Genomic DNA, 25412 nt, shown 5'->3' on the forward strand with positions numbered 1-25412 from the left:
GGATTCGTTTAAGTGGAAAATTCAAATAGTAATAGCTGGCTGAATTTAAGTTTAGTGCAAATTTAAAATTAAATATCGAAATATTTCGATGTGTTAAAAATATATTTTATCTTTGCCTCATGATTACCGAATTGAACATAAAACAAGTTGAAAAAATCTCTAAAGCTTTGGGAGATCCTTATCGTTTAAAGATAATGAAAATCATTAGCCAAAGCGATAGTTGTGTACAATGTTGTGATGTTTCGGCCGAATTTAATTTAGCGCAATCTACAATGTCGCATCATTTAAAACAGCTGATTGAAGCTGATTTGCTGATTGCTGATAAAGAAGGACGTAATTTGAAATTTGTTGTTAACAAAGAGGTTTGTGCGGCTTATGCTAAATACATTAGCGATTTTGGGCTTTAGGCCTTTTTTTTGATTAAAAACATCGAAATATTTAGATATTCAAATACTTAAAACAATTAAAATATTATCAAAAATGAAAAAATTAGAAAATAAAGTAGCTGTTGTAACAGGAGGAAACAGCGGAATCGGATTGGCAACAGCAAAATTATTTGCAGAACAGGGCGCAAAAGTCGCTATTACAGGACGTAATAAGGCTACTATTGATAATGCCGTTTTCGAAATAGGAAATGCAGCCATAGGAGTGGTAAGTGATGTTTCGGATATTAAAAACATCGATAAAACCTATCGAACGGTGAAAGACACTTTCGGGAAAATTGATGTGTTAGTGGTGAATGCCGGGGTTTACATTTCAGCTCCATTAGCCGATTATACCGAAGAGATGTTTGACCAAACCAGCGACATTAATTTTAAAGGTGTTTTCTTTAGTATCCAAAAAGCATTGCCTTATTTGAATGATGGAAGTTCTATTATTATTACAGCATCAACAGTAGCTTACAAAGGATTTGCTGGCGCAGCGGCTTATTCAGCTACTAAAGCGGCAGTTCGTTCGCTGGCGAGAACTTTATCTGCTGAATTATTAGACAGAAAAATTCGTGTGAATGTACTTTCGCCTGGGCCAATTGATACGCCGATCTTTGGCAGAGATGGAGAACTAAAAGAAGAAGTTGATACTAAAAAAGAGTTTTTAGCTTCGATAGTTCCTGTAAAACGTTTAGGAAGTTCAGAAGAAATGGCCGAAGGATTTTTATACTTAGCTTCGGATGATTCTAAATTTATGGTAGGCGGCGAATTACTGCTTGATGGAGGAGTAGCAACGCTTTAAAGAATATATTATTTAGTTTTTATTTGTTTTAAAAGGAAGAAGCCCTGATTGAATAAAATCAATTAGGGCTTTTTTGTAAAAAAAACTATTAGGCAATTGTGGTATTTTCTACGGCTACACGCATTTTTTTAGCAGCTTTTACCATCTCGATTAAGGCTTTTTTAGTTTCATCCCAATGACGGGTTTTTAAACCACAATCAGGATTTACCCATAATTGGTCTACTGGAATTACCGCTGCCGCTTTTTCCAGTAAATGAATCATCTCTTCGTTAGAAGGAACACGCGGTGAGTGAATGTCGTAAACTCCGGGACCAATTTCGTTTGGATATTTAAAATCGGCAAAAGCATCTAATAATTCCATTTGCGAACGTGAACATTCAATGGTAATTACATCGGCATCCATGTCGGCAATATTTTGGATGATATCATTAAATTCACTGTAGCACATGTGGGTGTGAATTTGAGTGTCATCAGCAACACCACTGGCCGAAATTCTAAAGGCTTTAATTGCCCAGTCCAAGTAATTTGCCCATTCTTCTTTACGTAATGGCAATCCTTCTCTGATGGCTGGTTCGTCAATTTGAATAATTTTAATTCCGGCTTTTTCTAAATCTGTTACTTCATCACGAATGGCAAGCGCAATTTGAGTACAGGTTTCAGAACGTGCCTGATCGTTACGAACAAATGACCATTGCAAGATGGTAACCGGTCCGGTAAGCATTCCTTTTACCCATTTTGGTGTCAATGATTGTGCAAATTCAGCCCATTTTACTGTCATTGGATTTGGACGGGAAATATCGCCATAAATAACCGGAGGTTTCACGCAACGGCTGCCATAACTTTGAACCCAACCGTTTTTGGTAAAGGTAAATCCGTCTAATTGTTCTCCAAAATATTCCACCATATCATTACGCTCAAATTCGCCATGAACCAAAACATCGATTCCTGATTCTTCCTGAAAACGAATAGTTTCTTCGGTTTCTTTTTCGATTAAAGCATCGTATTCGTATTGCGATAATTCACCTTTTTTAAACTTGGCTCTCCAGCTTCTTACTTCGGCAGTTTGTGGAAAAGAACCAATAGTTGTCGTTGGGAATAAAGGAAGATTCAAAGCCTTAATTTGACTTTTTCGCCTTACAGTAAAAGAATTTTGTCTTTGGTCATCACCTTTTGTGATACTTGCCACACGATTTTTTACGGCATCATTATGAATTAATTTCGAAGTTTTACGGTTCTCGTTGGCGATTGTGTTTTCTTGATAATGCGCCTGATCATTTTCGGTGATTTCTCCCGAAGCTAAATTTCGAAGTACTACAATTTCTTCGATTTTTTGTTTGGCGAAAGCCAGCCATTGCTTGATTTCAGGGGTTAGAGTCTTGTCGTTTGTTTCCAAATCTAAATCACAAGGTGAGTGGATTAATGAACACGAAGGTGCTACCAGAATTCTGTCGCTTCCTAGAGCAGTTACGGCTTTTTCGATAATTGCCAACGATTTTTTGAAATCATTTTTCCAAATATTTCTACCGTCAACCACTCCCAGAGAAAGTTTTACATTATTGGCTAATTTTCCTGATTCTAAAATATCGTCTAATTGCGAAGGACAACGCACTAAATCCAAGTGGAAAGTATCTACCGGTAAAGCCAAAGCAGTTTCCAGATTTTCTCCATAACAGTCAAAATAATTCGCCAGTATCACTTTTAGGTTAGGAAAACGTTGGTTGATTTCGTTGTATACTTTGGTGTAGGTATTTCTTTCTTTGTCGGTAAGATTAAGGGCTAAAAAAGGTTCGTCAAGCTGAATGTAAGTCGCTCCTTCAGCTTCTAATTTTTCTAAAATTTCGAAGTAAACAGGCAATAAAGCATCGATTAGGTCAATGCGATTAAAATCGTCGCCTTTTTCTTTTCCTAAAAGTAAATAGGTAATTGGTCCAATTAAAACCGGTTTTGTGTGAATTCCTAATTGTTTGGCTTCTTTGAATTCATCAATAATTTTTTCTGAAAATAAAGAAAACGGTTGGTTTTTAGTGAATTCAGGAACAATATAGTGGTAATTGGTGTCAAACCATTTGGTCATTTCCATGGCTACCACGTCCTGTCCGTCTTTTTGCGAACCTCTCGCCATAGCAAAATACAAGTCTAAAGCTGGTTTGGTTTTAGCAATTTCGGCATAACGGGCAGGGATAGCGCCTAATGTTAGCGTTAAATCTAAAACCTGATCGTAAAAAGAAAAATCATTTGACGGAATCAAATCAATTCCGGCTTCTGATTGTAGTTTCCAGTTGTTGATACGGATTTCTTTTCCGGTGTTTAGTAATTCCTCAACAGTAATTTTTTCTGTCCAATAAGCTTCACAGGCTTTTTTTAATTCTCTGTTGCTTCCAATTCTCGGATAACCCAGATTGTTTGTTTTCATAATATTTTGATTGTTTATTTCAGAATTAATTTCTGTACAAAGGTATATTTGTAGGTTTTAATACTTAAATTTGTGCTTTATTTAAGTAAAATGAATTGTTTTTATCTTTTATTAAAGGTTTTTATTCTGATAATTAATTCCAAAAACACTTTTAACAGTAAAATATTCTATGGAAAATTTAGATAACACCGATTTACGGATTTTAAAACAGCTTCAAGCCGACTCTACAATTAGTATAAAAGAGCTGGCGGCCAAATTATTTTTGACAGCGACTCCGGTTTATGAGCGCATCAAAAGACTGGAACGTGAAGGTTACATCACGAAATATGTGGCGCTGTTGAATAAAGAAAAACTCAATCGTAGTATGATTGTTTTTTGCAATGTAAGATTGAAAGAGCATGCTAAAAATGTGGGCGCTAATTTTGTAAAAGACATTGTGGCGCTTCCCGAAATTATAGAATGTTACAATATAGCAGGCGATTATGATTTTATGCTTAAGATTTTAGTGGCTGATATGGCGAGTTATCAGGATTTTGTAATGAATAAGTTGTCTACAATTGAAAACATCGGGAATACCCAAAGTGTTTTTGTAATGGGCGAAATTAAGCACAGTACAGAATTGAGTTTTTAAAAATCTTAAAATAAAATGTATTTTTGAGTTTTTAATTCTAAAATCAATCCCGATAGCTTCGGGACGTTAATCTACAATCTGAAATCAGCATGAACTGGGAACAACTTTTATCTTTAAAACGACAAGGCGATACAAGCAAGCGATTACGTATAGAACAGGACGATACCCGTTTAGGTTTTGAAGTAGATTATGACCGTATTATTTTCTCGGCTGCTTTCAGGAGTTTACAGGATAAAACCCAGGTAATTCCGTTATCTAAGACTGATTTTGTGCATACAAGATTGACGCATAGTTTGGAAGTTTCGGTTGTGGGGCGTTCTTTAGGACGTTTGGTTGGGAAAAAAATAATCGAAAAATATCCGTATTTAAAAGAAGTTCATGGTTTTCACATGAACGATTTTGGAGCAATTGTGGCAGCAGCATCTTTGGCCCATGATATTGGGAATCCTCCTTTTGGACATTCAGGGGAAAAGGCAATCGGTGAATATTTTTCTATTGGTAAAGGAAAAAAATATCAGGAGTCTTTGACTCCAAAACAATGGCAGGATTTAATTGATTTTGAAGGAAATGCCAATGGTTTTTCGGTAATGACATCCAGTCGTCCCGGAATTGAAGGCGGACTCCGAATTTCGTATGCGACTCTTGGTGCTTTTATGAAATACCCAAAAGAAAGTCTGCCAAAAAAACCAACCCGAAATATCGCTGATAAAAAATACGGTTTCTTTCAGGCTGATGCGGCATTTTTTCAGGAAGCTGCAAAAGATATGGGATTGATTCCAAATAAATCAGGCGACGATATTGGTTTTGAAAGACATCCTTTGGCTTATTTAGTCGAAGCAGCTGATGATATTTGTTATACTATTATCGATTTTGAAGACGGTATTAATCTTGGTTTGGTTTCCGAAGATTTTGCTTTGGAATATTTGATCAAATTGGTAAAAGATAATATTGATACTAAAAAGTATAAAATGTTAGTTACTAAAGAAGATCGTATTAGTTATTTGCGAGCTTTAGCTATTAGCAGTTTGATTAATGATGCTGTAAAAGTTTTTATTACTAATGAAGAGGCTATTTTGCAGGGAAAATTTCCTTTTGCATTAATGGATAAGAGTAAATACAAGGCGCAGATGGATGATATTATCAAAATTAGTATTGATAAAATTTACCAAAGCCGTGAAGTGATTGAAAAGGAATTAGTAGGTTACCAAATCATTCAAACCTTATTGGATAAATTTATCACGGCTTATGATAATAAATTCAATGGAACGGCCTCTAATTATGATAAATTAATCCTGAAATTATTGCCGGAAAAACACAATTTGGAAAAGGAAAACCTTTATGACCGTCTATTGCACATTTGCCATTATGTGTCTTTGCTTACTGATGGAAATGCATTGGAAATATACAAAACCATAAACGGCAGTAAAAAAAGTTAAGCTTTAAAAAGCATAGGTTAGTCCTACTCCTAAAACTTGTTTTATCTGGGTTTTAGGACCTTCATTTACTGTGACTCCGGCTACTTCGGTTTTGTTTTTGATGTCATCGTCGTATAGGATTCGGGCGCCAATGTTTGCTTTTACATATTGGTTAACTACTAAATTTAAGGCTAAATCACAGTCTACGTCGACGTTTCCAAAATTGTTGATATAGTCTGAATAAAGGCTTAAGTTGTTTACAAAAACTACATTTTTAGAAATTTCTTTTTTGTAGTGATTGGTAACTAAAACACCAAGTTCGTTTTTCGCTCTTTTTCCTTTTGTTAGCAGGTTTCCATCGCTGTCATATGTGGCTTTTTCAACTCCAAAAGCACCTTTATTTGCTAAAGTTTGATCCCAAACAAAGGTTGCTTTGTATGTGAAAGGCGATAGGTAAACTACAAAATCTTTGGATTTTGTGCTGTATTCGGCTCCGCTTCCTAAGAACATGTAAGCAGGTGCAAACAATCTGGAGATTGGATTTTCTTTATTAGGATATTTGTAACCATTTGTGAATTGCGTGTTGAAATTGAGTTTAGCCGAGTGATACCAATTGCTTTCTTTGTCTTTTCGGTAACCAAAAGTCGAGTTGAATCGGAGAGCATCATCAGTTTTACGGATTTCAATTCCATCCTGTTTGTTCATTCCGTATCTTACACTCAGTTCGTTCACCCATTTAACTAGTTTTTTTTCATAAGTTCTGTTAAAATCGCCTTTTAATAATCCGGAAACGGAGTTGGTTCCTCCGGCACTCCAGTTAACAAATGCAATTTCAGAAATATCAAATCCAAGTATACTTTTCTTGAACCAACTTGAAGGAGGTGTTTTTTCGATAGTAGGAAGTGCCACTGTTCTGGCAAAACTATATTTTAGTTTTTCCGGTTTGGGTTTTCTGTAAAAATTATCATTTAATACAGGAAGAATGATTTTTTTTACCGTATCGTTTTTAATGGAGTCATTAGCTACTTGTGAAAAAACAGGAGTATTAGTCAGGAATAAAAATCCAATTATTAATAGGTAGAGATACTGTATTTTCATTATCAAATTGAAATTTTAGTTTTGGTAATTACTTGTTTATATAACTTAAAAAAAGTGATTTTAGTGTTTTAACATCAATTCCACAAAGTTGCTGTAACTGATTTATAGTTCCCTGCTCAATAAAAATATCCGGAATTCCTAATATTTTTATCTTGGCTTGATAATTGTTTTGAGCTGCAAATTCCAGAATTTCACTTCCAAAGCCACCAATAATTGTGCCATCTTCAATTGTAATGATATTTTTGAATTTTTTAAAAATTTCATGCAATAGATTTTCGTCTAATGGTTTTACAAAAGCAAAGTCATAGTGAGCAATTGCATCGGGATTTTCAATTTCAGCTAGCGCCAAATTTACATTGTTTCCTATGGTTCCATTAGATAAAACCGCAACTTTGGTTCCTTTTTTAATGCAATTTGCTTTTCCGATTTCTATGTTTTGGTAGTGACCAAAATGTTTTTCTTTCCAATTGCTGATAATACCCCGGCCACGCGGATATCTGATAGCAATAGGCTGATCCAGTCCCAGTTGAGCGGTGTAAAGTATATTTTGTAGTGCAATTTCATTGGCCGGAGCATAAATAATCAGATTAGGAATGCAACGCAAATAAGCAATGTCGAAAACGCCGTGGTGTGTTGCTCCGTCTTCTCCAACAAGTCCTGCTCTGTCCAGACAAAAAATTACGGACAACTTTTGCAAGGCAACATCATGAATCACCTGATCATAAGCTCTCTGTAAAAAAGTAGAATAGATATTGCAAAAAACAATCATCCCCTGAGTTGCCATTCCTGCTGCTAAGGTTACGGCATGCTGTTCGGCAATACCCACATCAAAAGCGCGTTCCGGAAGCGCGTCCATCATGAATTTGAGTGAACTCCCTGTAGGCATTGCGGGTGTAATTCCAACTATTTTTTTGTTTTTTTGTGCCAAATCCAAAATAGTCAAACCAAAAACGTTCTGGTATTTTGGAGCTAAATTTTCTTCTGACTTTGGGATGATTTCGCCGGTAGCAGCATCGAATTTTCCAGGCGCATGGTATTGCACCTGATTTTCTTCGGCTTGTTGTAAGCCTTTGCCTTTTGTAGTAATTACATGAAGAAATTTAGGCCCTTTTATTTTTTGTAAACGCTTTAGTTCTTTGATTACGGTAAAAATATCGTTGCCGTCTATTGGTCCCGAATAGTTAAAATTCAGGGACTTAATCATATTATTTTGCCTCGGATTTTTACCTTCTTTTACTGCAGTCAGATATTTTTTTAAAGCACCAACACTCGGATCAATTCCAATGGCATTGTCGTTAAGAATCACTAATAAATTGGCATCGGTAACTCCGGCATGATTGAGTCCTTCAAAAGCCATTCCGGAAGCTATCGAAGCATCGCCAATCACTGCAATATGTTGTTTTTCGAAATCGCCTTTTAAATAGGAAGCAATTGCCATTCCCAAAGCTGCTGAAATTGAAGTAGAGGAATGGCCTACGCCAAAGGCATCATAGACGCTTTCACTTCTTTTGGGAAATCCTGAAATTCCGTTTAATTGTCTGTTGGTATGAAAAATATCTTTTCGGCCTGTCAGGATTTTATGCCCGTAGGCCTGATGTCCCACATCCCAAATCAATGCATCATCAGGTGTGTTAAAAACATAATGCAAAGCAATAGTTAATTCGATTACACCCAAACTGGCTCCTAAATGACCTTCTTTTACCGAAACGATATCGATAATAAAATCACGTAATTCCTGTGCCAATCGAGGAAGTTGGGCTTCGTCAAGTAAGCGTAAATCTGTAGGAGAGAGGATATGTTCGAGTAAATTGCTTTTCATTTTTTATAAAAGGCAAATTTACAGCTTTATATTAAAATATTCTGTTTGATTTTTAGGTCAATATTTATTTAGCTTAATTTTATTTATGCTGTCATTTTGAATTTCTAATGACAATATATTTCTTGTTATGGTTTTTTTTCCGTTTTGTTCTCCAGGTTTCCATTTTTTTGAGTTTTTTAAAACTCTGATTGTTTCGTCCATAGTACCAAAACCAAAATCTTTTATTGAATTGAAGTGTCCCAAAGTACCGTTTTTGTATATTACAAAAGAAATCTGGATTTCTCCTGTTTTTTTACTAGCATCTAATGGTAATTTGAATTCTTTCTTAAAATAATCGTAGAATTTTTCATTCCCACCGTCGTATTCAGGATCAATTTCAAATCCTATACCCCCGTTATAAATTTCATCTTTAATAATAGTTTTTGTTTTAGAAGTAACTTCTTCACATTGAATTGTTTTAGGTTTTACAAATTTTACTTGATCTATTTTTGGAGGAGGTAACTGTGATCGAACAGGATTTTTAGGATTATAGTTTGGAGGTAAAATTGCGCCAACAGTTAAGTGTTCTTCTTTTGTAATATCGTTGACAACTTCTATTTTGTCAATTTTTTGCTTTTTTCCGTTTTTATCTGAGCAGCTAAATAATGTTGTTCCCATGACAATAAATAATACTAATAAAAACATTTTGTGATAATGGGTTTGACTATATAAAATTTGATTTGGAATTTGAATAGTTATTGAATCTAATTGAGATTTTTTCATTCTCCCACAGATGTTTTTGTTTTGATTTTGAATAAAAAAATGCTGTATTTCTTCAGGTAACATTGTGGTGAAATCTATGACTGTTTTAGCACAACTTATGCAAAAACGGCCGTTGGAATTTGGGGTCATTTTATTCCAGTCTTCATGACAAGGTTCCGGAATTGTGATTTTATATTTTTTTTCCATACAATGAGTTTCTGATTATAAAACTACCGAAAATTATTTCAAAACCTTACTTTTGTTATATGATAAATCCTTTCACAGACGAATATTTTATGAAGAAAGCCTTGCAGGAAGCCGAAATGGCTTTTGAAAAAGGCGAAATTCCCGTAGGAGCAGTTATTGTTGTTAATAACACCGTTATTGCCCGAAGTCATAATTTAACCGAAATGCTGAATGATGTTACCGCTCATGCCGAAATGCAATCCATCACCGCAGCGGCTAATTATTTAGGTGGAAAATATTTGAAAGATTGTACGCTATATGTTACGTTGGAGCCTTGTCAGATGTGCGCCGGAGCCTTGTATTGGAGTCAGATTTCAAAAATTGTTTTCGGAGCCCGTGATGAGCAACGTGGATTTTTGAGTATGGGAACTAAACTACATCCTAAAACTACCGTTGTTTCAGGAGTTATGGCAAATGAAGCTGCCGATTTGATGAAACGTTTTTTTGTAGAAAGAAGAAAGTAATCTTTAGTTTTTAAATCCTTCCATCAAATACACCAGCATATTTCGTACGGGTTTGCCTCCCCGATATTGTTTGATAATCACAGGAGGATTTATTTTTTCGAAATCATTTTTATAGATTTCATTTGGATCACTGAAATTATTCGAAACAGTAATGTAGTACGCATCATTTTCTTTTTGGATTGGTTTTCTGAATTGGTTCAACCAATGATAGGTATGAATATCTTCCAATTTTCCAATGGCAACAAAATTAAGGTGTAAAGGTTGCGCAATATAATTATCAATATGAGCTCCCGGAAACCATTTGTTGTTAATGATAAAATCGGTGTTGGTTTTTCCTTCTGTTTTGTTTTTCTGAATTATTTTTCCAATTTCTGGTTTAAAAAAATCCCAATTGTACATGTCTAAGGTAACGTCGCCTTTTCCTAAGTTTTCCTTATTTGTTTTACCCAATGTACCTGGATAAAATGAAATTAATAATATTCCAATAAAACTTATTGCTGTAATTAAATAATTAGCATAATGTACCAATTTCGGTAATATTGAATCGGTTTTTAAATCAGATAAATAACTTGCTGAAAGCAATAGCAAAGCGGTGTATCCTGGACCGGACCAGTGTGGCAACGTATCCCGAAAAAGCGAAACAAACAATAAAATCCCAATCAAAGGCAAACTCATTAAAAGTAAGAGTCGAATGTAATTAGCTGAAATTTTAATTTTGTTTTTCCAACAAGCAATTAAAGCCGTTACAACTATAAAATAATTGATAGGGTTGTTGTAAGCTATTCCGCCAAAAAACTCCCGAATAAAACTATTAGGATTGATTCCCCGATTGATGCTTACCCGATTGCTATGAAAAGTATAAGTGATAAAATGGTTTTCTATATTCCAAAATAAAATAGGCGAAATCACTAAAAGCGTTAGCAGTATTGATAAGTACAAATAGCTGTTTGAAAGTAATTTTCGATTGTAAATAAGGATATAAAGTCCGAATCCAAACCATAAAAATATCCCGTGAACTTTACTCATTACACACAAGCCTGAGCACAATCCGAATAATATCAAATACAAATTAGATTTTGCTTTACTTTCATCATCAGTAATTATGCAGACTAAAAAATACAGACTCAGTATCCAAAAAAACAATTGTGGGGCATCTGGCATAATAAAAACACCTGCAATAATACTGGTGTAAATCGATGCGGTGTATAGCAAAGCAGCGATAAAACCGGCTCTTTCGTTTTTGATTTTCTTCCCAATTTGGTATATTAAATAGGTATTGGCGGCAGCCAAAAGAATTGGTCCTAACCGAATAAAAAAATCATTTGTAAAGGTCAGATTAAACGTAGTCAGCCGGATTAATAATGCAACCAAAGGCGGATGATCAAAATAATTCCACTGTAAATGTTGTGCATAAGTAACATAATAAACTTCGTCATTTCCTAAGCAAATAGAGCAAGCGATGATACAGCGAATGAGTGTTGCAAGCAGAATAAGACTTGCTATTTTGTTTTTAAAAAACATGTTTAGTTAAAAGTATAAAATGAATTGGCTCCAAAATTCCAAACAAAAACAATCGCAGTTACGATGATTTTACAAACGTAAAAATTGATGTTGGTCTTTTTTTGTAAGGAATACAAAAAGCCGGTATTCAGGCTAAAGCCAATAATTGCAATGATTAGAAAGCTCAAAAACTGAAGTCCGATTTCAGGATTATGATTATCGAAGGTGAAATATTTATTCAAAAAATAATTATTGGTCACGCCAAATAAAAAGCCAAAACCATTAGCCAGATATTTATTGTACCCCAATTTTTCTTTACAAAACCATGTAATTCCAAAGTCGATTATAAGTCCTGTAAAACCGACTAATCCAAATTTGAAGAATTTAAAAAAATCCATTTATTGCTGACTAAGTTTAGGATTTGGGAAGTTTAGTGAATCATTTTTGAAAGATTCTATTTTTCTTTTTACAAAAGTACTTTCGCTGATTTTGTTATACCAAATTACAGATAGAGATCCAAAAGCAACTCCTATCAAAGCACCAACAAATACATCCATTAAAAAATGATGCGCAAGGTAAATTCGGGAATAACCTACCAGAATACTCAGAAGAAGTAGTGAAATACAAACGTATCTCTTTTTGCAATAGTTGGATAAAACGGTTGCCAAAGCAAAAAAAGAAGCAGTGTGTCCTGATGGAAAACTGTTAAAACCGATTCGGCTTGAAGCAAAAGTATCCAGATAGTATTTGTAATGATGAAGTTCAAAAAAGACTTTTGGTCTTGGAGCTGCGATTAAGTTTTTTATGATTTGAGCAAAAATCCCTGAGCTGATGTACGAAAGTAAGATGATGAAGGCCAGTTTTCGGTGTTTTTTGATAAAAAGTAAAATAAATACAGACGAAACAATAATAAACCAGCCATCGCCAAGAAAGGTAATGCTTTCGAAAATGAAGTTTAAAATAGCAGTATGAAATTGATTCAGCCAGATAAAACCTTCGGCTTGGGAAGAGGAGCATAGCAAAAAAGAAATGTTAGCTATCAGCACTAAATTGAGGCTATAAAAAAAACTATTTTGCGTAATTACTTTTAGAAAAGAATTCATTATTACAAAAAATTAAATTTTTGTAAAACTAGCAGTCAAGTTTGTATTGAATGTAAACTCCGTTTTGTGAAAACAAAATCAAATCATTAATTGGATGTTACTAAAGAAAAAATAATGTTAACTAGGTGTTTGTAGTTTTTTAACCGCACTGGGTTTTAAACTTCTTTGTTTTTTGAAATAATTCGACAGATGACTTTCATCAGTAAAGCCGAATTCAAAAGCAATTTGTTTCATGGATAATTGCTTGCTTAAAATTCTTTTTTCAATCAACTGTGTTCGCAGTTGGTTACAGTATTCCCTGTAACTAATGTCGAAATTCCGTTTGAAATAAGTTCCAAAATAATTTTGTGATATAGAAAAATGTTCGGCAATGGTTTTGATTTGGACCAGCTTTGGCTTGTAAATATTTTGGTGGATATAGGAAATAATCTGGTCGTTGTCTATGCCTGAGCCGGTGATTTTTATATTTTGTTGTTGCAGGCTTTCTTTTATTAATCCAAAGATGGATAAGATTTGATAAAATACAATTGGCGAAGTGGAAATATTGGAGATGCTATTGTAGGCTCTGATATTGTTAATGGTGTTTTTTAATATACTGGCGCAAGTGGTATCAAGTTTCAGTACGTTTTCTTTAAGGGATTTGTCTCGCATGAAATTCTCCGGGGTATTGAGCAGAAATTCATCGCAAGACAGTTTTTTATTCGAATTAAAATAGGTGTCGGTAAATTTTATAAAGAAAAAGCGGGTAGTTTTTTTAATGTCAAAATAATGTTCATCATCCGTTGAAATTACAAATAAATCTCCGGTCTGATACGGCAACAGATTTTTGTTTAAATGGTGAATACCACTGCCTTTGATGATGTAAATAATCTCATAATAGGTGTGACTGTGTTTAGGAAGATGAAATTTATCTTCTTCAAATTCATCAATTGCTAAGGTGTCAAACTGGATTTTTTTCATGTTCTATAATTGCAAGTTTGTATTGTAAATTTACAATTTATTTGGATTTGTTATGGGTAAATTTGCAGAGTAAGTGATGGAAATGAAATGATGTTTTTTTTAACCATATAAGCTATATAAGTTTGTGTGTTTTAAACTATTATTAAAAGAGAATATAAGTTTTGATGGTTTAAACGATGTTGACTTCTATTACTTAAAAACAGACGTAGTTGTAAAAAATGCTTCGTTAGTAAATAATCTATTTTAAATAAAATGAAAAAAAGTTTGCTTTCACTTTCGTTGGGTGGTTTAACGATTGGAATTACTGAGTTTGTAATGATGGGGATTTTGCCTGATATTGCCAATAATTTAAAGATATCCATACCCGTAGCGGGACATTTAATTTCGGCTTATGCACTGGGAGTGGTTATAGGTGCGCCTTTGTTGGTAATTATGACGCGTAATTATCCGCCAAAGAAAACACTTTTAATTCTGGCAATGATGATTACTGCGTTTAATTCGCTGTCAATTATAGCGCCTAATTATGAATTTCTGTTTGCAGTGCGATTGCTTTCGGGATTGCCACATGGTGCTTTTTTTGGGGTAGGTGCGGTGGTTGCCAGCAGGCTTGCTGATAAAGGTAAAGAAGCTCAGGCTATTTCAGTTATGTTTGCAGGCTTAACCATTGCTAATCTTGTTGGAGTTCCTATCGGGACTTACATTGGGCATCATTTTTCCTGGCGTTATACGTTTATAATTATTGCAATTGTGGGGATTTTAATGGTTGGCTCGCTTTATTTTTGGATGCCAAATATGGAAGCCAAAAGCAGGGAAGGAATGAAAACACAGTTGTTGTTTTTTAAGAAAGCTGAAGCCTGGTTAGTTATTCTGATTACCGCGATTGGTGCCGGAGGTTTATTTTGCTGGATTAGTTATATTGCTCCTTTGTTGACTGAAATTTCCGGTTTTGCCAGTGGGGATGTGCCTTATATTATGATGTTGGCTGGTTTGGGAATGGTTTTGGGGAATTTTATTGGTGGTAAGTTAGCTGATCGTTATTCCGCCGAAAAAACCATTATTATTCTGCTGTTAGTTATGGTAGCCGATTTATTGATGGTGTTTTTCTTTTCGGCTAATCAATATGTTAGTTTGGCTTTGGTGTTTTCTACCGGTTGCATTGCTTTTGCAGTGGCGGCACCTATTCAAACCTTGATGATACAAACGGCTGTAGGAGCCGAGATGATTGCTTCGGCTGCTATACAGGCTGCTTTTAATACAGGAAATGCTTTAGGGGCTTTTCTGGGTGGATTGCCTTTAGTTGCCGGTTTTAGTTATGCTTCTCCTAATTTAGTTGGTGTAACAATGTCGATTTGTGGAGTGCTTTTTACAGTGGTTTTTTTACAAAGGAAAAAACGTATTTTAAAATTACAGAACATTTAATTTTTACCACAAAGACACAAAGTTGAAAACGCTAAGAACACTAAGGAGTTTTTAGGTAAAAATAAGGCACAAAAAAACCGTTCTGATAGCTATCGGAACGGTTTTTTGTTTAGTCTTTTATAGCATTTCCTTTTTTGTCAAAGAAATGATATTCTAAATACGTGTAAGCGTCACGTGGTATAATTTTCACCCATTTTTTATGTTCAAGTAACCATTTTGAACGTAATGATGGAAAACCTTTGCTGAGGTAAGCAGCCACAAATGGATGTACATTGAGTACTACTTTTTTGTGGGTTTTTAAAATTCTTTCCAGGTCGGCGTTGATTTTGTCAATGATTAGAATTGGCGCTTCAATTTCACCATTTTCATTGTTTGGATCTTCTTCTCTGGTTTTAATATTTCTTTCCGGTCTTACCCTTTGTCTGGTAATTTGGACTAAACCAAATTTACTTGGAGGTAAGATTTTGTGTTTTGCTTTATCATCGCTCATTTCTTCCCTCAGGAAGTCGAACAGGACTTTGCGGTTTTCGGGATTAGACATATCGATAAAATCGACAACGATGATTCCGCCCATATCGCGCAAACGCAATTGTCTGGCTATTTCGGCTGCAGCAATCATATTGACTTCCATGGCTGTGTCTTCCTGATTAGTAGCTTTATTCGAACGGTTTCCGCTGTTTACGTCAATTACGTGTAAGGCTTCTGTGTGTTCGATGATAAGGTAAGCTCCTTTACTCATGGAAACGGTTTTTCCAAAAGAAGTTTTGATTTGTCTCTCTATATTGAATTTCTCGAAAATAGGTGTGTCGTTTGATTGATAAAACTTCACAATTGATTGTTTGGATGGTGCAATTTCTTGCAGGTAATCCTTGGTTTGATGGTACAACTCTTCGTCATCTATCTGGATACTGGTAAAGGTATCGTTAAAAACGTCTCTCAGTATGGAGGAAGCTCTGTTGAGTTCGCCCAGTACTTTTGAGGGATGATGAGCAGTTGGTAATTTCTTACACATTGCAGTCCATCTGCTGAGCAGGTTCTGCAAATCTTTTTCTAATTCGGCTGTATTTTTGCCTTCGGCTACTGTGCGAACAATAATACCGAATCCTTTTGGTTTGATGGATTGTACCAGTTTTTTTAGTCGGTCTTTTTCTTTTTTGTCTTCTATTTTTTGAGAAATAGAAACACGATCAGAGAAAGGAACTAAAACAATAAAACGTCCGGCAAGAGAAAGCTCGGCGCTAATTCTTGGTCCTTTGGTAGATATTGGTTCTTTTACAACTTGTACTAAGATAGATTGATTGGCATTGATTACATCGGTAATGGTACCATCTTTGTCTATCTCTTTTTCAAACTGAAAGTTTTTTAGGGAGAAATCTTTTATTTTACCTGCGCTTACAAGTTTTATGAATTTCAGTTGGGAAGTGAGATTAGGACCTAAATCGTGATAATGTAAAAAGGCATCTTTTTCGAAGCCTACATTTACAAAAGCAGCGTTGAGTCCGGCAACTGGTTTTCTGATTTTGGCAATAAAAATATCGCCTACCTGAAAGTTGCTTGTTTCTTCTTCTTTGTGTAATTCAATTAGTTTTCCATCTTTTAATAAGGCAAAATCTACTGAATCAGAACTAGATCTAATGATTAATTCTTTATTCACTTTGTAAATTTTTATCCAAACTTTTTAGTTTTCAGTTTTCAGTTTTCAGTTTTCAGTTTTTGCAACTCTTAACTCATAACTTATAACTCATAACTGAATTGTCAGGATGGATTAAACAATATTTTTGAACAGGTATTAACCCGGAGGAAAGCAGTTTGCAGTGTTCAGAAAGCAGAAAGCAGTTTATGCTGCAATCTGAATTCTAAAATCTGAAATCTGAAATCCAAATTTCAATGAACGTTTAAAAAGAAAAAAGTAGTTAAAAACTACTTTTTCTTTTTGTGACGGTTAGCTCTCGCTCTTTTTTTACGTTTGTGAGTAGCTACCTTATGTCTTTTTCTTTTTTTACCACTTGGCATAATCTTTTAGATTTTATGATTAATAATATTATTTTGCTTCGTTATTTGTTTTTACTCCTTCTACAAAAACTTTTGCAGGTTTGAAAGCAGGAATGTTGTGAGCAGGGATTTTAATAGTGGTATTCTTAGAAATGTTTCTTCCTGTTTTTTCAGCTCTAGTTTTTACGATAAAGCTACCAAAACCTCTTAAGTATACATTGTCTCCAGTTTCTAATGAAGTTTTTACTTCCTCCATAAAGGTCTCAACTGTTGCTTGAACATCTCCTTTTTCAAGACCTAATTTTTCTGAAATTTTCGCTACGATATCTGCTTTCGTCATTTTCTTTCCTATTTTATTATTTTGTAATAATTTTTTTGAGTGTGCAAATATAAGAATTAAAAAAACAATTATTCAAGCTAATTCATTAAATTTTAATTACATAAACTTTTACTTTTGCCAACAAATATTTAACGATGGTTTTTTATAATTTGTTAATAGCCTGGTATTTACAAAATAAGCGCGATTTGCCTTGGCGAAATACCACTAATCCGTACCTGATTTGGCTCTCGGAAATTATGCTTCAACAGACGCGAGTTGCGCAGGGATTACCCTATTTTTTGTCTTTTACAGAGGCTTTTCCAACTGTTTTTGATTTGGCTAAAGCCGATGAAGAAAAGGTGTTGAAATTGTGGCAGGGTTTGGGGTATTATTCCCGTGCCCGTAACCTGCATAAAACAGCTCAGTATATCGCGACTGAATTAAATGGAGTTTTTCCGGATAATTATAAGGAATTATTGCAATTAAAAGGAGTAGGTGAATATACTGCGGCGGCAATTGCTTCTTTTTCTTATAATGAAGCAGTTCCGGTAGTAGATGGAAATGTATTTCGGGTTTTAGCCCGTTATTTCGATATAGAAACAGATATCGCTTTGGCATCAGCCAAAAAAGAATTTGCTACATTGGCCTTCGAATTAATGCCGAAAGATAGGCCGGCTATTTTTAATCAGGCCATAATGGAGTTTGGTGCTTTACATTGTGTGCCAAAAAATCCTGATTGTGGAAGTTGTGTTTTTAATACGAGTTGTGCGGCTTTGCAAAAAAAGAAAGTAGATCAATTGCCGGTGAAATTAAAGAAGCTGAAAATTAAAAACAGGTACTTTAATTATATAATGCTTTCGGATGCTGAAGAAAAGACTTTAATTCAAAAAAGGACTTCAAAAGGGATTTGGCATAATTTATATGAGTTTCCTTTAATTGAGACTGATAAAGAAGAAGATTTTGAGTTTGTTTCAAATGCTGTTCAGCAAGAATCGTTTTTTGCTAATCCTATTATAAGTATGCGTGCCTGTAATGAAAAAAGTATTGTACATAAATTATCGCATCAACATTTACATATTAAATTTTGGAAGTTAAATGTAGGTGGAGAGGTGGAGAATGGAATTACAAAAGAGGAATTAAAGCAATTTCCGTTTCCAATTGTTATTCATAATTTTATTGAGAGTAATTAAGTTAATGCCTTCAATTTATTTATATAGGATTTTTTTTATATTTACGAGTTTTTAAAAGTATAAAACTTAATTTGAGAGGTTGTTTGGAAATTTAAAATTCCTAAGTATGAAAAAAATGGCTTTGCTAGTATTTGGTTTAGCATTATTGTCTTGGAAAGGAAATAAAAAAAAGAGTATAAATAAAGAAAGTTATATTACTATCATTTTTAAAAATCCAGATATAAAAGATACTATTTTTTATAATAAGAACTCATATGTGATTCGTGAAAATCAAATTACATATAGACTAGAAGGTAGTTTTATTGATAATAAGATTTTTGTTTCGAATAGAGAAAAGGTAGTGAGAATAAAAACTTCTAAGCCAATTTATTTGTATCACCAATACTATATTCAGGATAATTATTTTAATTCTTATTGTTTTCATCCAAATGACACATTGATATTTGAATATAAAAATGGAGTGCCTTATGTGGTGAGTGAAAAGGATAAGGAATATGATTATAATTTTGGCTCGTTTTTTAATCTAAAAAATCCAACTGATACAGATGAGGAAAGTTTTTTAAATAGATTTAAGCGATATAAAAATGATCAGGAGTTAACAGATGATAAAATAGCAGGAGAGAAAAGGGAAATAAAATTAATTGCTTTTTTGGATTCTTTGAAAACAAAAAAAAGTATCCGTGAAGCAGATTACAAATTAAATTTATCATACTTAAGAAATAAAGAAAGACTAAATTCGTCCAGTCCATTGCGGCTTTTGAGTCAGAGTTATGATTTGGCTGATATTGGAAATACTTTTTTGGTTAAAACTGCTTTTGAAAAAATTTATAAACCAAAATTTATAATTGTTTCCGATGGGAGGGTGCTTGATTTTAAAGGACTATTTGAGAATGTAGTTTCTTTAAAAAATATAAATTCTGTCAATAGAGAGTATCTAATGTTTTTGTATTTAGAAAGCTTGGCCATAAGGGGAGCTAAAGAAAGTTTTTTGAAGTGTTATGCTGTTTTTGAAAAAGAAGTAAAAGATGATGTTTTAAAGGAGTATTTTAAAAATAAGTATGCTTTGTTTTTTGAGTTTGTCAAAAATAAAGACAATAAAGAAGTTTTGTTATTTGATAGTAACAAAAAGGAGAAAATATTAAAAGAGATTATTAATAACTATAAGGGAAAGGTTGTTTATGTTGATTTTTGGGCAAGTTGGTGTGCTCCTTGTAGAGCTGCTATGCCAAGTTCGCTTTTGCTTCATGAAACATATAAAAACAAGCAAGTTGAATTTGTTTACATATCAATAGATAATGATATCATTAATTGGCAAAAAGCAAGTGTAAAAGAAAAATTGTTGCCTTTACAAAATAACTTTTTAGCAGTAAACTATCCGCAGGCAAGTTTGTTTAAAGATTTAATACTCAAGACAATTCCACGTTATGTTATTTTTGATAAAAATGGCAACTTAGTTAATGGTAATGCTCCGAGTCCTGATAGTGAAGAAGCCAAGATCGAATTGGATAAATATTTGAAGGAATAGATTTGTCTTTTTATTTTGAATTTTATTCAAAATAATTTTCTGAAAAAAATGTATCTTTGGGATAGATACACCATGATATTATGAACGGAACATTAAATAAGGTAATGCTAATAGGTCATTTGGGAGATGATATTAAGATGCACTATTTTGAGGGAGGCAATTGTATTGGAAGATTTCAATTGGCTACTAATGAAGTGTATGTTAATAAAACTACCAATGAGAGAATTGTTTCGACAGAGTGGCATAATTTAGTGGTGCGAAATAAGGCGGCAGAAATATGTGAAAAATATTTGTCAAAAGGAGACAAGATTTATGTGGAAGGAAGAATTAAATCCCGTCAGTGGCAGGCAGAAGATGGTTCAATGAAACATACTACTGAAATTCAGGTAACGGAATTTACTTTTTTAACAACTAAAAAAGAGACTGAAAGCAATAAGCAAAATCAGGGTTCTGAATCCGCAAAAAATACTAATTTTGATGCTCCAAATAAGGACTTGCCTATCAATGATTTGCCTTTTTGATTGTTTAACTAATCTTTTTTAATTTGGACCCAGAGCCCAGTTTGAATTTCGTTTATACATTAGATTTTAATGTATTGTTTGGTTTTGCCGGAATATTTGTGTTGCTTTTTTGTTCAGCAGTAGTTTCGGGAGCCGAAGTTGCCTTGTTTTCGCTTTCGCAAAAAGATATTGATGATACCATTCAGGAAAATCTTTCCACAGGAAAAATCCTTTCAGAACTTTTAGAAAGACCTAAGAAATTATTGGCTACACTGCTTGTGGCAAATAATTTTATCAATATAGGGGTAGTTATTCTGTTTTCATTTATTGGTTCTGATTTGTTTTCGGCAATTAGTTCTCCGGCACTAAAGTTCATTCTTGAAGTAATTGTTGTAACTTTTTTATTGTTGCTTTTTGGTGAAGTGATGCCTAAGGTTTACGCCAGTAGAAACAATATTAAATTTGCTAAGAAAATTGCATATCCTATTTTGCTTTTGGATAATTTTCTTTCGCCAATTAGTATTCCTATGCGATCGGCAACGGTATATTTGCATAATAAATTAGGGAAACAGAAGACTAATTTTTCAGTCGATCAACTCTCGCAAGCCTTAGAGTTGACAGCTACTGATGAGACTTCTACCGATGAACAAAAAATATTAGAAGGGATTGTTTCTTTCGGGAATACCGATACTAAGCAGGTTATGAGTCCAAGAATTGATATTTTTGCTCTGGAAATTACAGAATCTTTTGCCGAGGTTTATGCTAAAATTCTGGATAAGGGTTATTCCAGAATTCCGGTTTATCGCGATAATATTGATCAGATTGAGGGGGTTTTATTTATTAAAGATTTGTTGCCACATATAGAGAAACAGGATTTTGATTGGACAACATTAGTAAGGGAACCGTTTTTTGTTCCTGAAAATAAAAAGTTGGATAATTTGTTAAAGGACTTCCAGTCAATGAAAAGTCATTTGGCTATTGTGGTGGATGAGTATGGAGGTACTTCTGGATTAGTTTCTTTGGAGGATGTTATTGAAGAAATAGTTGGAGATATTAGCGATGAATTTGATGATGAGGATATTAATTTTTCTCAGATAGACGATAGAAATTATCTTTTTGAAGGAAAAATAAACCTGAAAGATTTCTATAGAATTATTGATGTAGATGAGGGGGTATTCGAGGAAAATAAAGGCGAAGCAGAAACTTTAGCTGGATTTATTTTGGAAATTTCGGGTAATTTTCCGGTCAAAGGTCAAAAAATAGCTTTTGAGAATTATGTCTTTACCATAGAAGTTGTAGATAAAAAACGTATCAAACAGATAAAAGTAACTATTAATGTTTAATGTAAAATATACCTATAAAAAGTGCTGTTATAAAGTACTTGTTTTTGTAGGTTTAGTGTTGTTTTCAAGTTGTAAAAAAGATGCCTTGCCAAAACCATCGGGTTATTTGCGATTGGATTATCCAGTGGCTGAATACATGCATTTTGAAAATCAATGTCCTTTTACTTTCGAGATGAATGCAAAGGCAATTATTAAAGGAGAAAAAGATTGTGGTTTTACCATTACTTATCCTAAGATGAAGGCAACTATTTATTTGACCTACAAACCTGTCAATAATAATTTGAATAAATTGTTGCGTGATGCTCAAAAACTGACTTTTGAACATGTTATCAAAGCTGATGATATTTTGGAACAGCCTTATTTGAATTCAGAGAAAAAGGTGTATGGTATGTTTTATCAGGTAGATGGAAATGCTGCTACTAATTCGCAATTTTATGTAACGGATAGTACGAAACATTTTATCACGGGTTCGGTTTATTTTTATGCTAAGCCTAATTTTGATTCAATTATGCCGGCAGCGAGTTATATTAAAAACGATATGCAGCGTTTGATGGAAACGCTGGAATGGAAATGATAAACTTTGAAGTTTTTAAATAACAAAAAAAGCATTCGTTTTAACGAATGCTTTTTTTGTAGTGTTTATTGTTTAAAAACAGGTTTTTCTACCGGATTACCATATTTGTCGAAATAAAAAATTGGAATATTGAGTTTTTCTAAGCCGGGAAGGACCTCTTTGCCTTTTCCTACAATCACTATTCGGCTGTTGTCTATTAGGAAGTATTTGTTTGCAGCCGCCATTACGTCTTCTTTAGTCACGGCATTTACGTTTTTGATATAATTTTCATAAAAATCGGCAGGCAAATTTTCTGTTTCGGTGTTTAAGGCATATCGGGCTACCGATTCGGGTTTTTCAGCTTTCATTACAAAACGACCAATGTAACCGGCCTTGGCATTTTCAAGTGCTTCGGTAGTCACTTTTTCAGTTCGGATTCTTTTTATTTCTTTGATGAATTCTACAACTGCGCTGTCGGTTACATTGTTTTTTACAGCAGATGATGAACGGACGCTGGTTACATATTTTCCTGCTCCAATACTTGTGCTGGCGCCGTAAGTCCATCCGTGAGCTTCTCTTAAATTCATGTTGAGGTAGCTGTTAAAGCCACCGCCTAAAATATAATTGGCAATAACTGCAGGAAAGAAATCCTTGTCATTCATTTTTAAATTATAGGTGTTTACCACTGAAATTTCCGATTGAACCGCATTAGGAACATCGATGAAATTGATTTCGGTAACTTCTGTGTTTTTTGGGTCAGGATAGCTAATAGCGTTGACAGTTGTTTTTTGCCAGGAACCAAAAAGTTCTTCAATAATTGGTTTGATTTCATTGTATTTAACGTCTCCTACAATTGCCAAATAGGCATTTTGAGGTACAAAACGTTTTTTGTAATTATTTATAACATCTTCTAATGTGATGCTGGCTATGGTTTCCTCAGTTGTAAATTCCCCGGAAGGATGATTTTTTCCATACGCAAGTGCATTGACAACTCTGTTTGCTATAGAGGAGACGCTTTTTTCCTGCGAACGCAATCCTTCTATAGATTTGGCTTTTTCTTTGTCAAGTTCTTCCTGAGTGAATTTTGGATCCAGAGCGCCATAAGCAAGAAGTTCTAAGGTTCTTTTTGAGAATTTAGAAAGGGAGCTGGCATAAGCGCTATTGGAACTGAAGGATATGCTGGCGCCCATGAAATCTACCTCTTCGTTAAAATCTTCTTTGGAAATTTTTGTACTGCCGTTACCTATTAAACTGCTGCATAATTCGTCAACGCCCTTTTTATTCCCTTCTAAAAAAGGTGGGTTGTCTATGGTAAGGTTAAAAGTTACTTTGGGTAATTTGTGGTTTTCAACCACCATAACTTTGAGTCCGTTAGTTAGGGTAAAGTTTAGCGGTTTTTTTATATTAACAACAGGTGGTTTTCCTGCCAGAGGTTGTTTGCGTTCTTGTGCTTGCATGATGGCGGTAACTATTATTAGGATGAATAATATACTTAGTTTTTTCATGGTTCGAAATGGCTTAATTTTCGTTTTTTTGTGGGGTCGGGATGTAGTTTAGTATCAAACGTTGGTTTGTGTTTAAATACTTTTTGGCAGCGTCCCTGATTTCTTCTCTGGTGATAGAGTTGTAAATGTTAATATCGTTATTGATTAGATTGACATCGCCGTGCAATAGGTAGTATTTGGCTAAATTTTCGGCGATTCCTTCTACATTAGAATTTTCATTGACATATTGATTTTCAAATTGATTTAAGATTTTTTGAAAATCTCTTTCGGAAATTAAATCGGTTTGGATTTTTACAATTTCTTCATCAATTTCTTTTAATAAGTCTTCACTGGCGTAATTTGTCATTGGTAAGCCATAAACAATGTACATTCCGTAGTCTTCCTGATTGAAACTTACGGCTCCAATTTGTAAGGCTTTTTTCTTTTCGTCTACTATTTTTTTGTAGAGTTTTGAGCTTTTGCCATCACTTAAATAAGAGGAGATGAAATCCAGTGCGCGAGCTTCTCTTGTTTTCATTGACGGAGTACGGTAAGCAGTTACAAGCATCGGGATTTGGATGTTTGGGTCAATGTGGGTTGCTTTGATGGTTTCTGTGATGGGTTTTTCAATAAATTTTTCACGAACTATTTTTTCTCCTTTTTTAATTGGTCCAAAATAGTTTTGAATCCATTCTTTGGCTTGTTTTTTTTCAAAATCACCGGCAACAACTAAAACGGCATTGTTAGGGACATAGAATTTTTCATTAAAAGCTTTGAAGTCTTCCAGTTTGGCTGAGTTTAAATGTTCGGTGGAGCCAATGGTGGTCCAGCGATAAGGATGGTTAATGAATAGGTTTTTTTTAACGGCTTCTATTATTCTTCCGTAAGGTTGATTATCGTAGCGCGAATTTTTTTCTTCTTTGATAACTTCTTTTTGGGTATCCACTCCTATTTGGTTAATAATAGGGTGCATTAGTCTTTCTGATTCCATCCAAAGAGCTAATTCCAGATTATTTGATGGAAAAACTTCGTAATAATAAGTTCGGTCATCAGAAGTATTGGCGTTGTTTACTCCTCCGTTGGCAGTGACAATATTAAACCATTCGCCTCTTTTGATATTTTGGGTTCCTTCAAATAATAAGTGTTCAAAAAAATGAGCAAAACCTGTCTTGCTTGGGTTTTCATCTTTTGAGCCTACATGGTACATGACTGAGGTGATTACAACTGGGGCGCTGTTGTCCTGGTGTAGGATAACGTGTAAGCCATTGTCAAGATTATATTCTTCGAAAGCTATTTTTTGAGCTGTGGCTATCCCGCCAAGTAAAAGTGAAGAACTAATTGCCATTATTGTTTTTTTCATATAAGATTAATAAAAGTAAGATTGCAATATTTAACCTATAATATTGTTTTTTTCAAAAGTACTTTTTTTTTAGCTTTAATTGTATGGCTGAACTTTTTTGCTAAAAA

23 protein-coding genes are annotated in these 25412 nt (G+C 34.0%); 11 read left to right on the forward strand and 12 right to left on the reverse strand.

Annotated features, from left to right (window positions below; genetic code table 11):
* Positions 1 to 119 precede the first annotated feature (119 nt).
* The gene (locus BLR17_RS04575) at positions 120 to 407 is read left to right on the forward strand and encodes an ArsR/SmtB family transcription factor (RefSeq protein WP_066327317.1); all 288 of its coding nucleotides are present in this window, start codon (positions 120 to 122) and stop codon (positions 405 to 407) included.
* A gap of 73 nt (positions 408 to 480) precedes the next feature.
* Positions 481 to 1230 (forward strand): SDR family oxidoreductase, encoded by a 750-nt coding sequence (locus tag BLR17_RS04580; RefSeq protein WP_066327315.1) that lies wholly within the window; start codon positions 481 to 483, stop codon positions 1228 to 1230.
* 88 nt (positions 1231 to 1318) lie between these two features.
* Here the strand turns inward: BLR17_RS04580 and metE are convergent, their stop codons facing one another.
* Positions 1319 to 3643, reverse strand: a complete 2325-nt coding sequence (metE, locus tag BLR17_RS04585; RefSeq protein ID WP_066327313.1) for a 5-methyltetrahydropteroyltriglutamate--homocysteine S-methyltransferase — start codon at positions 3641 to 3643, stop codon at positions 1319 to 1321.
* 169 nt (positions 3644 to 3812) lie between these two features.
* Here metE and BLR17_RS04590 point away from each other — a divergent pair, with 169 nt between their 5' ends.
* The gene (locus tag BLR17_RS04590; protein ID WP_066327310.1) at positions 3813 to 4274 is read left to right on the forward strand and encodes an Lrp/AsnC family transcriptional regulator; all 462 of its coding nucleotides are present in this window, start codon (positions 3813 to 3815) and stop codon (positions 4272 to 4274) included.
* An 89-nt stretch (positions 4275 to 4363) separates the two neighbouring features.
* Entirely contained in the window at positions 4364 to 5710 is a 1347-nt protein-coding gene (locus BLR17_RS04595) for a deoxyguanosinetriphosphate triphosphohydrolase (RefSeq protein ID WP_066327307.1), read from the forward strand.
* Between the two features lie 3 nt (positions 5711 to 5713).
* On the opposite strand, the gene BLR17_RS04600 is transcribed toward BLR17_RS04595, so the two are convergent.
* From BLR17_RS04600 to BLR17_RS04610, 3 genes are read right to left on the reverse strand one after another with little or no spacing between them, the layout of a single operon-like run.
* Positions 5714 to 6787 (reverse strand): DUF3078 domain-containing protein, encoded by a 1074-nt coding sequence (locus BLR17_RS04600; protein WP_066327304.1) that lies wholly within the window; start codon positions 6785 to 6787, stop codon positions 5714 to 5716.
* 28 nt (positions 6788 to 6815) lie between these two features.
* Positions 6816 to 8606: a 1-deoxy-D-xylulose-5-phosphate synthase gene (locus BLR17_RS04605; protein ID WP_066327301.1), complete on the reverse strand. Its 1791-nt coding sequence runs from the start codon at positions 8604 to 8606 to the stop codon at positions 6816 to 6818.
* Between the two features lie 57 nt (positions 8607 to 8663).
* The gene (locus BLR17_RS04610; RefSeq protein WP_066327299.1) at positions 8664 to 9554 is read right to left on the reverse strand and encodes an energy transducer TonB; all 891 of its coding nucleotides are present in this window, start codon (positions 9552 to 9554) and stop codon (positions 8664 to 8666) included.
* Positions 9555 to 9613: 59 nt separating this feature from the next.
* Here BLR17_RS04610 and BLR17_RS04615 point away from each other — a divergent pair, with 59 nt between their 5' ends.
* The gene (locus BLR17_RS04615; RefSeq protein WP_066327295.1) at positions 9614 to 10057 is read left to right on the forward strand and encodes a nucleoside deaminase; all 444 of its coding nucleotides are present in this window, start codon (positions 9614 to 9616) and stop codon (positions 10055 to 10057) included.
* Positions 10058 to 10060: 3 nt separating this feature from the next.
* On the opposite strand, the gene BLR17_RS04620 is transcribed toward BLR17_RS04615, so the two are convergent.
* From BLR17_RS04620 to BLR17_RS04635, 4 genes are all read right to left on the reverse strand, one after another.
* Positions 10061 to 11578, reverse strand: a complete 1518-nt coding sequence (locus BLR17_RS04620) for an ArnT family glycosyltransferase (RefSeq protein WP_066327294.1) — start codon at positions 11576 to 11578, stop codon at positions 10061 to 10063.
* A gap of 2 nt (positions 11579 to 11580) precedes the next feature.
* A complete protein-coding gene (locus BLR17_RS04625) occupies positions 11581 to 11955 on the reverse strand; it encodes a GtrA family protein (protein WP_066327292.1) in 375 nt (124 codons plus the stop codon).
* On the reverse strand, positions 11956 to 12660 hold the full coding sequence (locus tag BLR17_RS04630; RefSeq protein WP_066327291.1) for a phosphatase PAP2 family protein: 705 nt from the start codon (positions 12658 to 12660) through the stop codon (positions 11956 to 11958).
* Between the two features lie 117 nt (positions 12661 to 12777).
* The gene (locus tag BLR17_RS04635; RefSeq protein ID WP_066327290.1) at positions 12778 to 13620 is read right to left on the reverse strand and encodes an AraC family transcriptional regulator; all 843 of its coding nucleotides are present in this window, start codon (positions 13618 to 13620) and stop codon (positions 12778 to 12780) included.
* A 252-nt stretch (positions 13621 to 13872) separates the two neighbouring features.
* Here BLR17_RS04635 and BLR17_RS04640 point away from each other — a divergent pair, with 252 nt between their 5' ends.
* Entirely contained in the window at positions 13873 to 15039 is a 1167-nt protein-coding gene (locus BLR17_RS04640; RefSeq protein ID WP_066327289.1) for an MFS transporter, read from the forward strand.
* Positions 15040 to 15148: 109 nt separating this feature from the next.
* Here the strand turns inward: BLR17_RS04640 and BLR17_RS04645 are convergent, their stop codons facing one another.
* Both BLR17_RS04645 and BLR17_RS04650 read right to left on the reverse strand, forming a co-directional pair.
* Positions 15149 to 16693, reverse strand: a complete 1545-nt coding sequence (locus tag BLR17_RS04645; RefSeq protein WP_066327287.1) for an Rne/Rng family ribonuclease — start codon at positions 16691 to 16693, stop codon at positions 15149 to 15151.
* A gap of 387 nt (positions 16694 to 17080) precedes the next feature.
* A complete protein-coding gene (locus BLR17_RS04650; RefSeq protein ID WP_255283850.1) occupies positions 17081 to 17422 on the reverse strand; it encodes an HU family DNA-binding protein in 342 nt (113 codons plus the stop codon).
* Positions 17423 to 17505: 83 nt separating this feature from the next.
* Between BLR17_RS04650 and mutY the strand changes: the two genes are divergently transcribed.
* The 5 genes from mutY to gldD all read left to right on the forward strand — a co-directional run bounded on the left by mutY (position 17506) and on the right by gldD (position 22482).
* Complete coding sequence (gene mutY / locus BLR17_RS04655) at positions 17506 to 18540, forward strand: A/G-specific adenine glycosylase (protein ID WP_066327285.1); 1035 nt, start codon at positions 17506 to 17508, stop codon at positions 18538 to 18540.
* Between the two features lie 106 nt (positions 18541 to 18646).
* Positions 18647 to 20065, forward strand: a complete 1419-nt coding sequence (locus tag BLR17_RS04660) for a TlpA family protein disulfide reductase (protein WP_066327283.1) — start codon at positions 18647 to 18649, stop codon at positions 20063 to 20065.
* Between the two features lie 80 nt (positions 20066 to 20145).
* The gene (locus BLR17_RS04665; RefSeq protein WP_066327281.1) at positions 20146 to 20586 is read left to right on the forward strand and encodes a single-stranded DNA-binding protein; all 441 of its coding nucleotides are present in this window, start codon (positions 20146 to 20148) and stop codon (positions 20584 to 20586) included.
* Positions 20587 to 20609: 23 nt separating this feature from the next.
* Positions 20610 to 21908, forward strand: coding sequence for a gliding motility-associated protein GldE (locus BLR17_RS04670; protein ID WP_066327279.1), 1299 nt, complete (start codon positions 20610 to 20612; stop codon positions 21906 to 21908).
* A complete protein-coding gene (gene gldD / locus BLR17_RS04675; protein WP_066327277.1) occupies positions 21901 to 22482 on the forward strand; it encodes a gliding motility lipoprotein GldD in 582 nt (193 codons plus the stop codon). The genes BLR17_RS04670 and gldD overlap by 8 nt, the downstream gene beginning before the upstream one ends.
* 65 nt (positions 22483 to 22547) lie before the next feature.
* Here gldD and BLR17_RS04680 read toward each other — a convergent pair whose 3' ends face one another.
* Positions 22548 to 23966: a M16 family metallopeptidase gene (locus tag BLR17_RS04680; protein WP_066327274.1), complete on the reverse strand. Its 1419-nt coding sequence runs from the start codon at positions 23964 to 23966 to the stop codon at positions 22548 to 22550.
* Between the two features lie 13 nt (positions 23967 to 23979).
* Positions 23980 to 25305 carry a M16 family metallopeptidase gene (locus BLR17_RS04685; RefSeq protein WP_066327267.1) on the reverse strand — a complete coding sequence of 442 codons (1326 nt, stop codon included), beginning with the start codon at positions 25303 to 25305 and terminating at the stop codon, positions 23980 to 23982.
* Positions 25306 to 25412 lie beyond the last annotated feature (107 nt).

Source organism: Flavobacterium glycines (genome assembly GCF_900100165.1).
GTDB classification, from domain to species: Bacteria; Bacteroidota; Bacteroidia; order Flavobacteriales; family Flavobacteriaceae; genus Flavobacterium; species Flavobacterium glycines.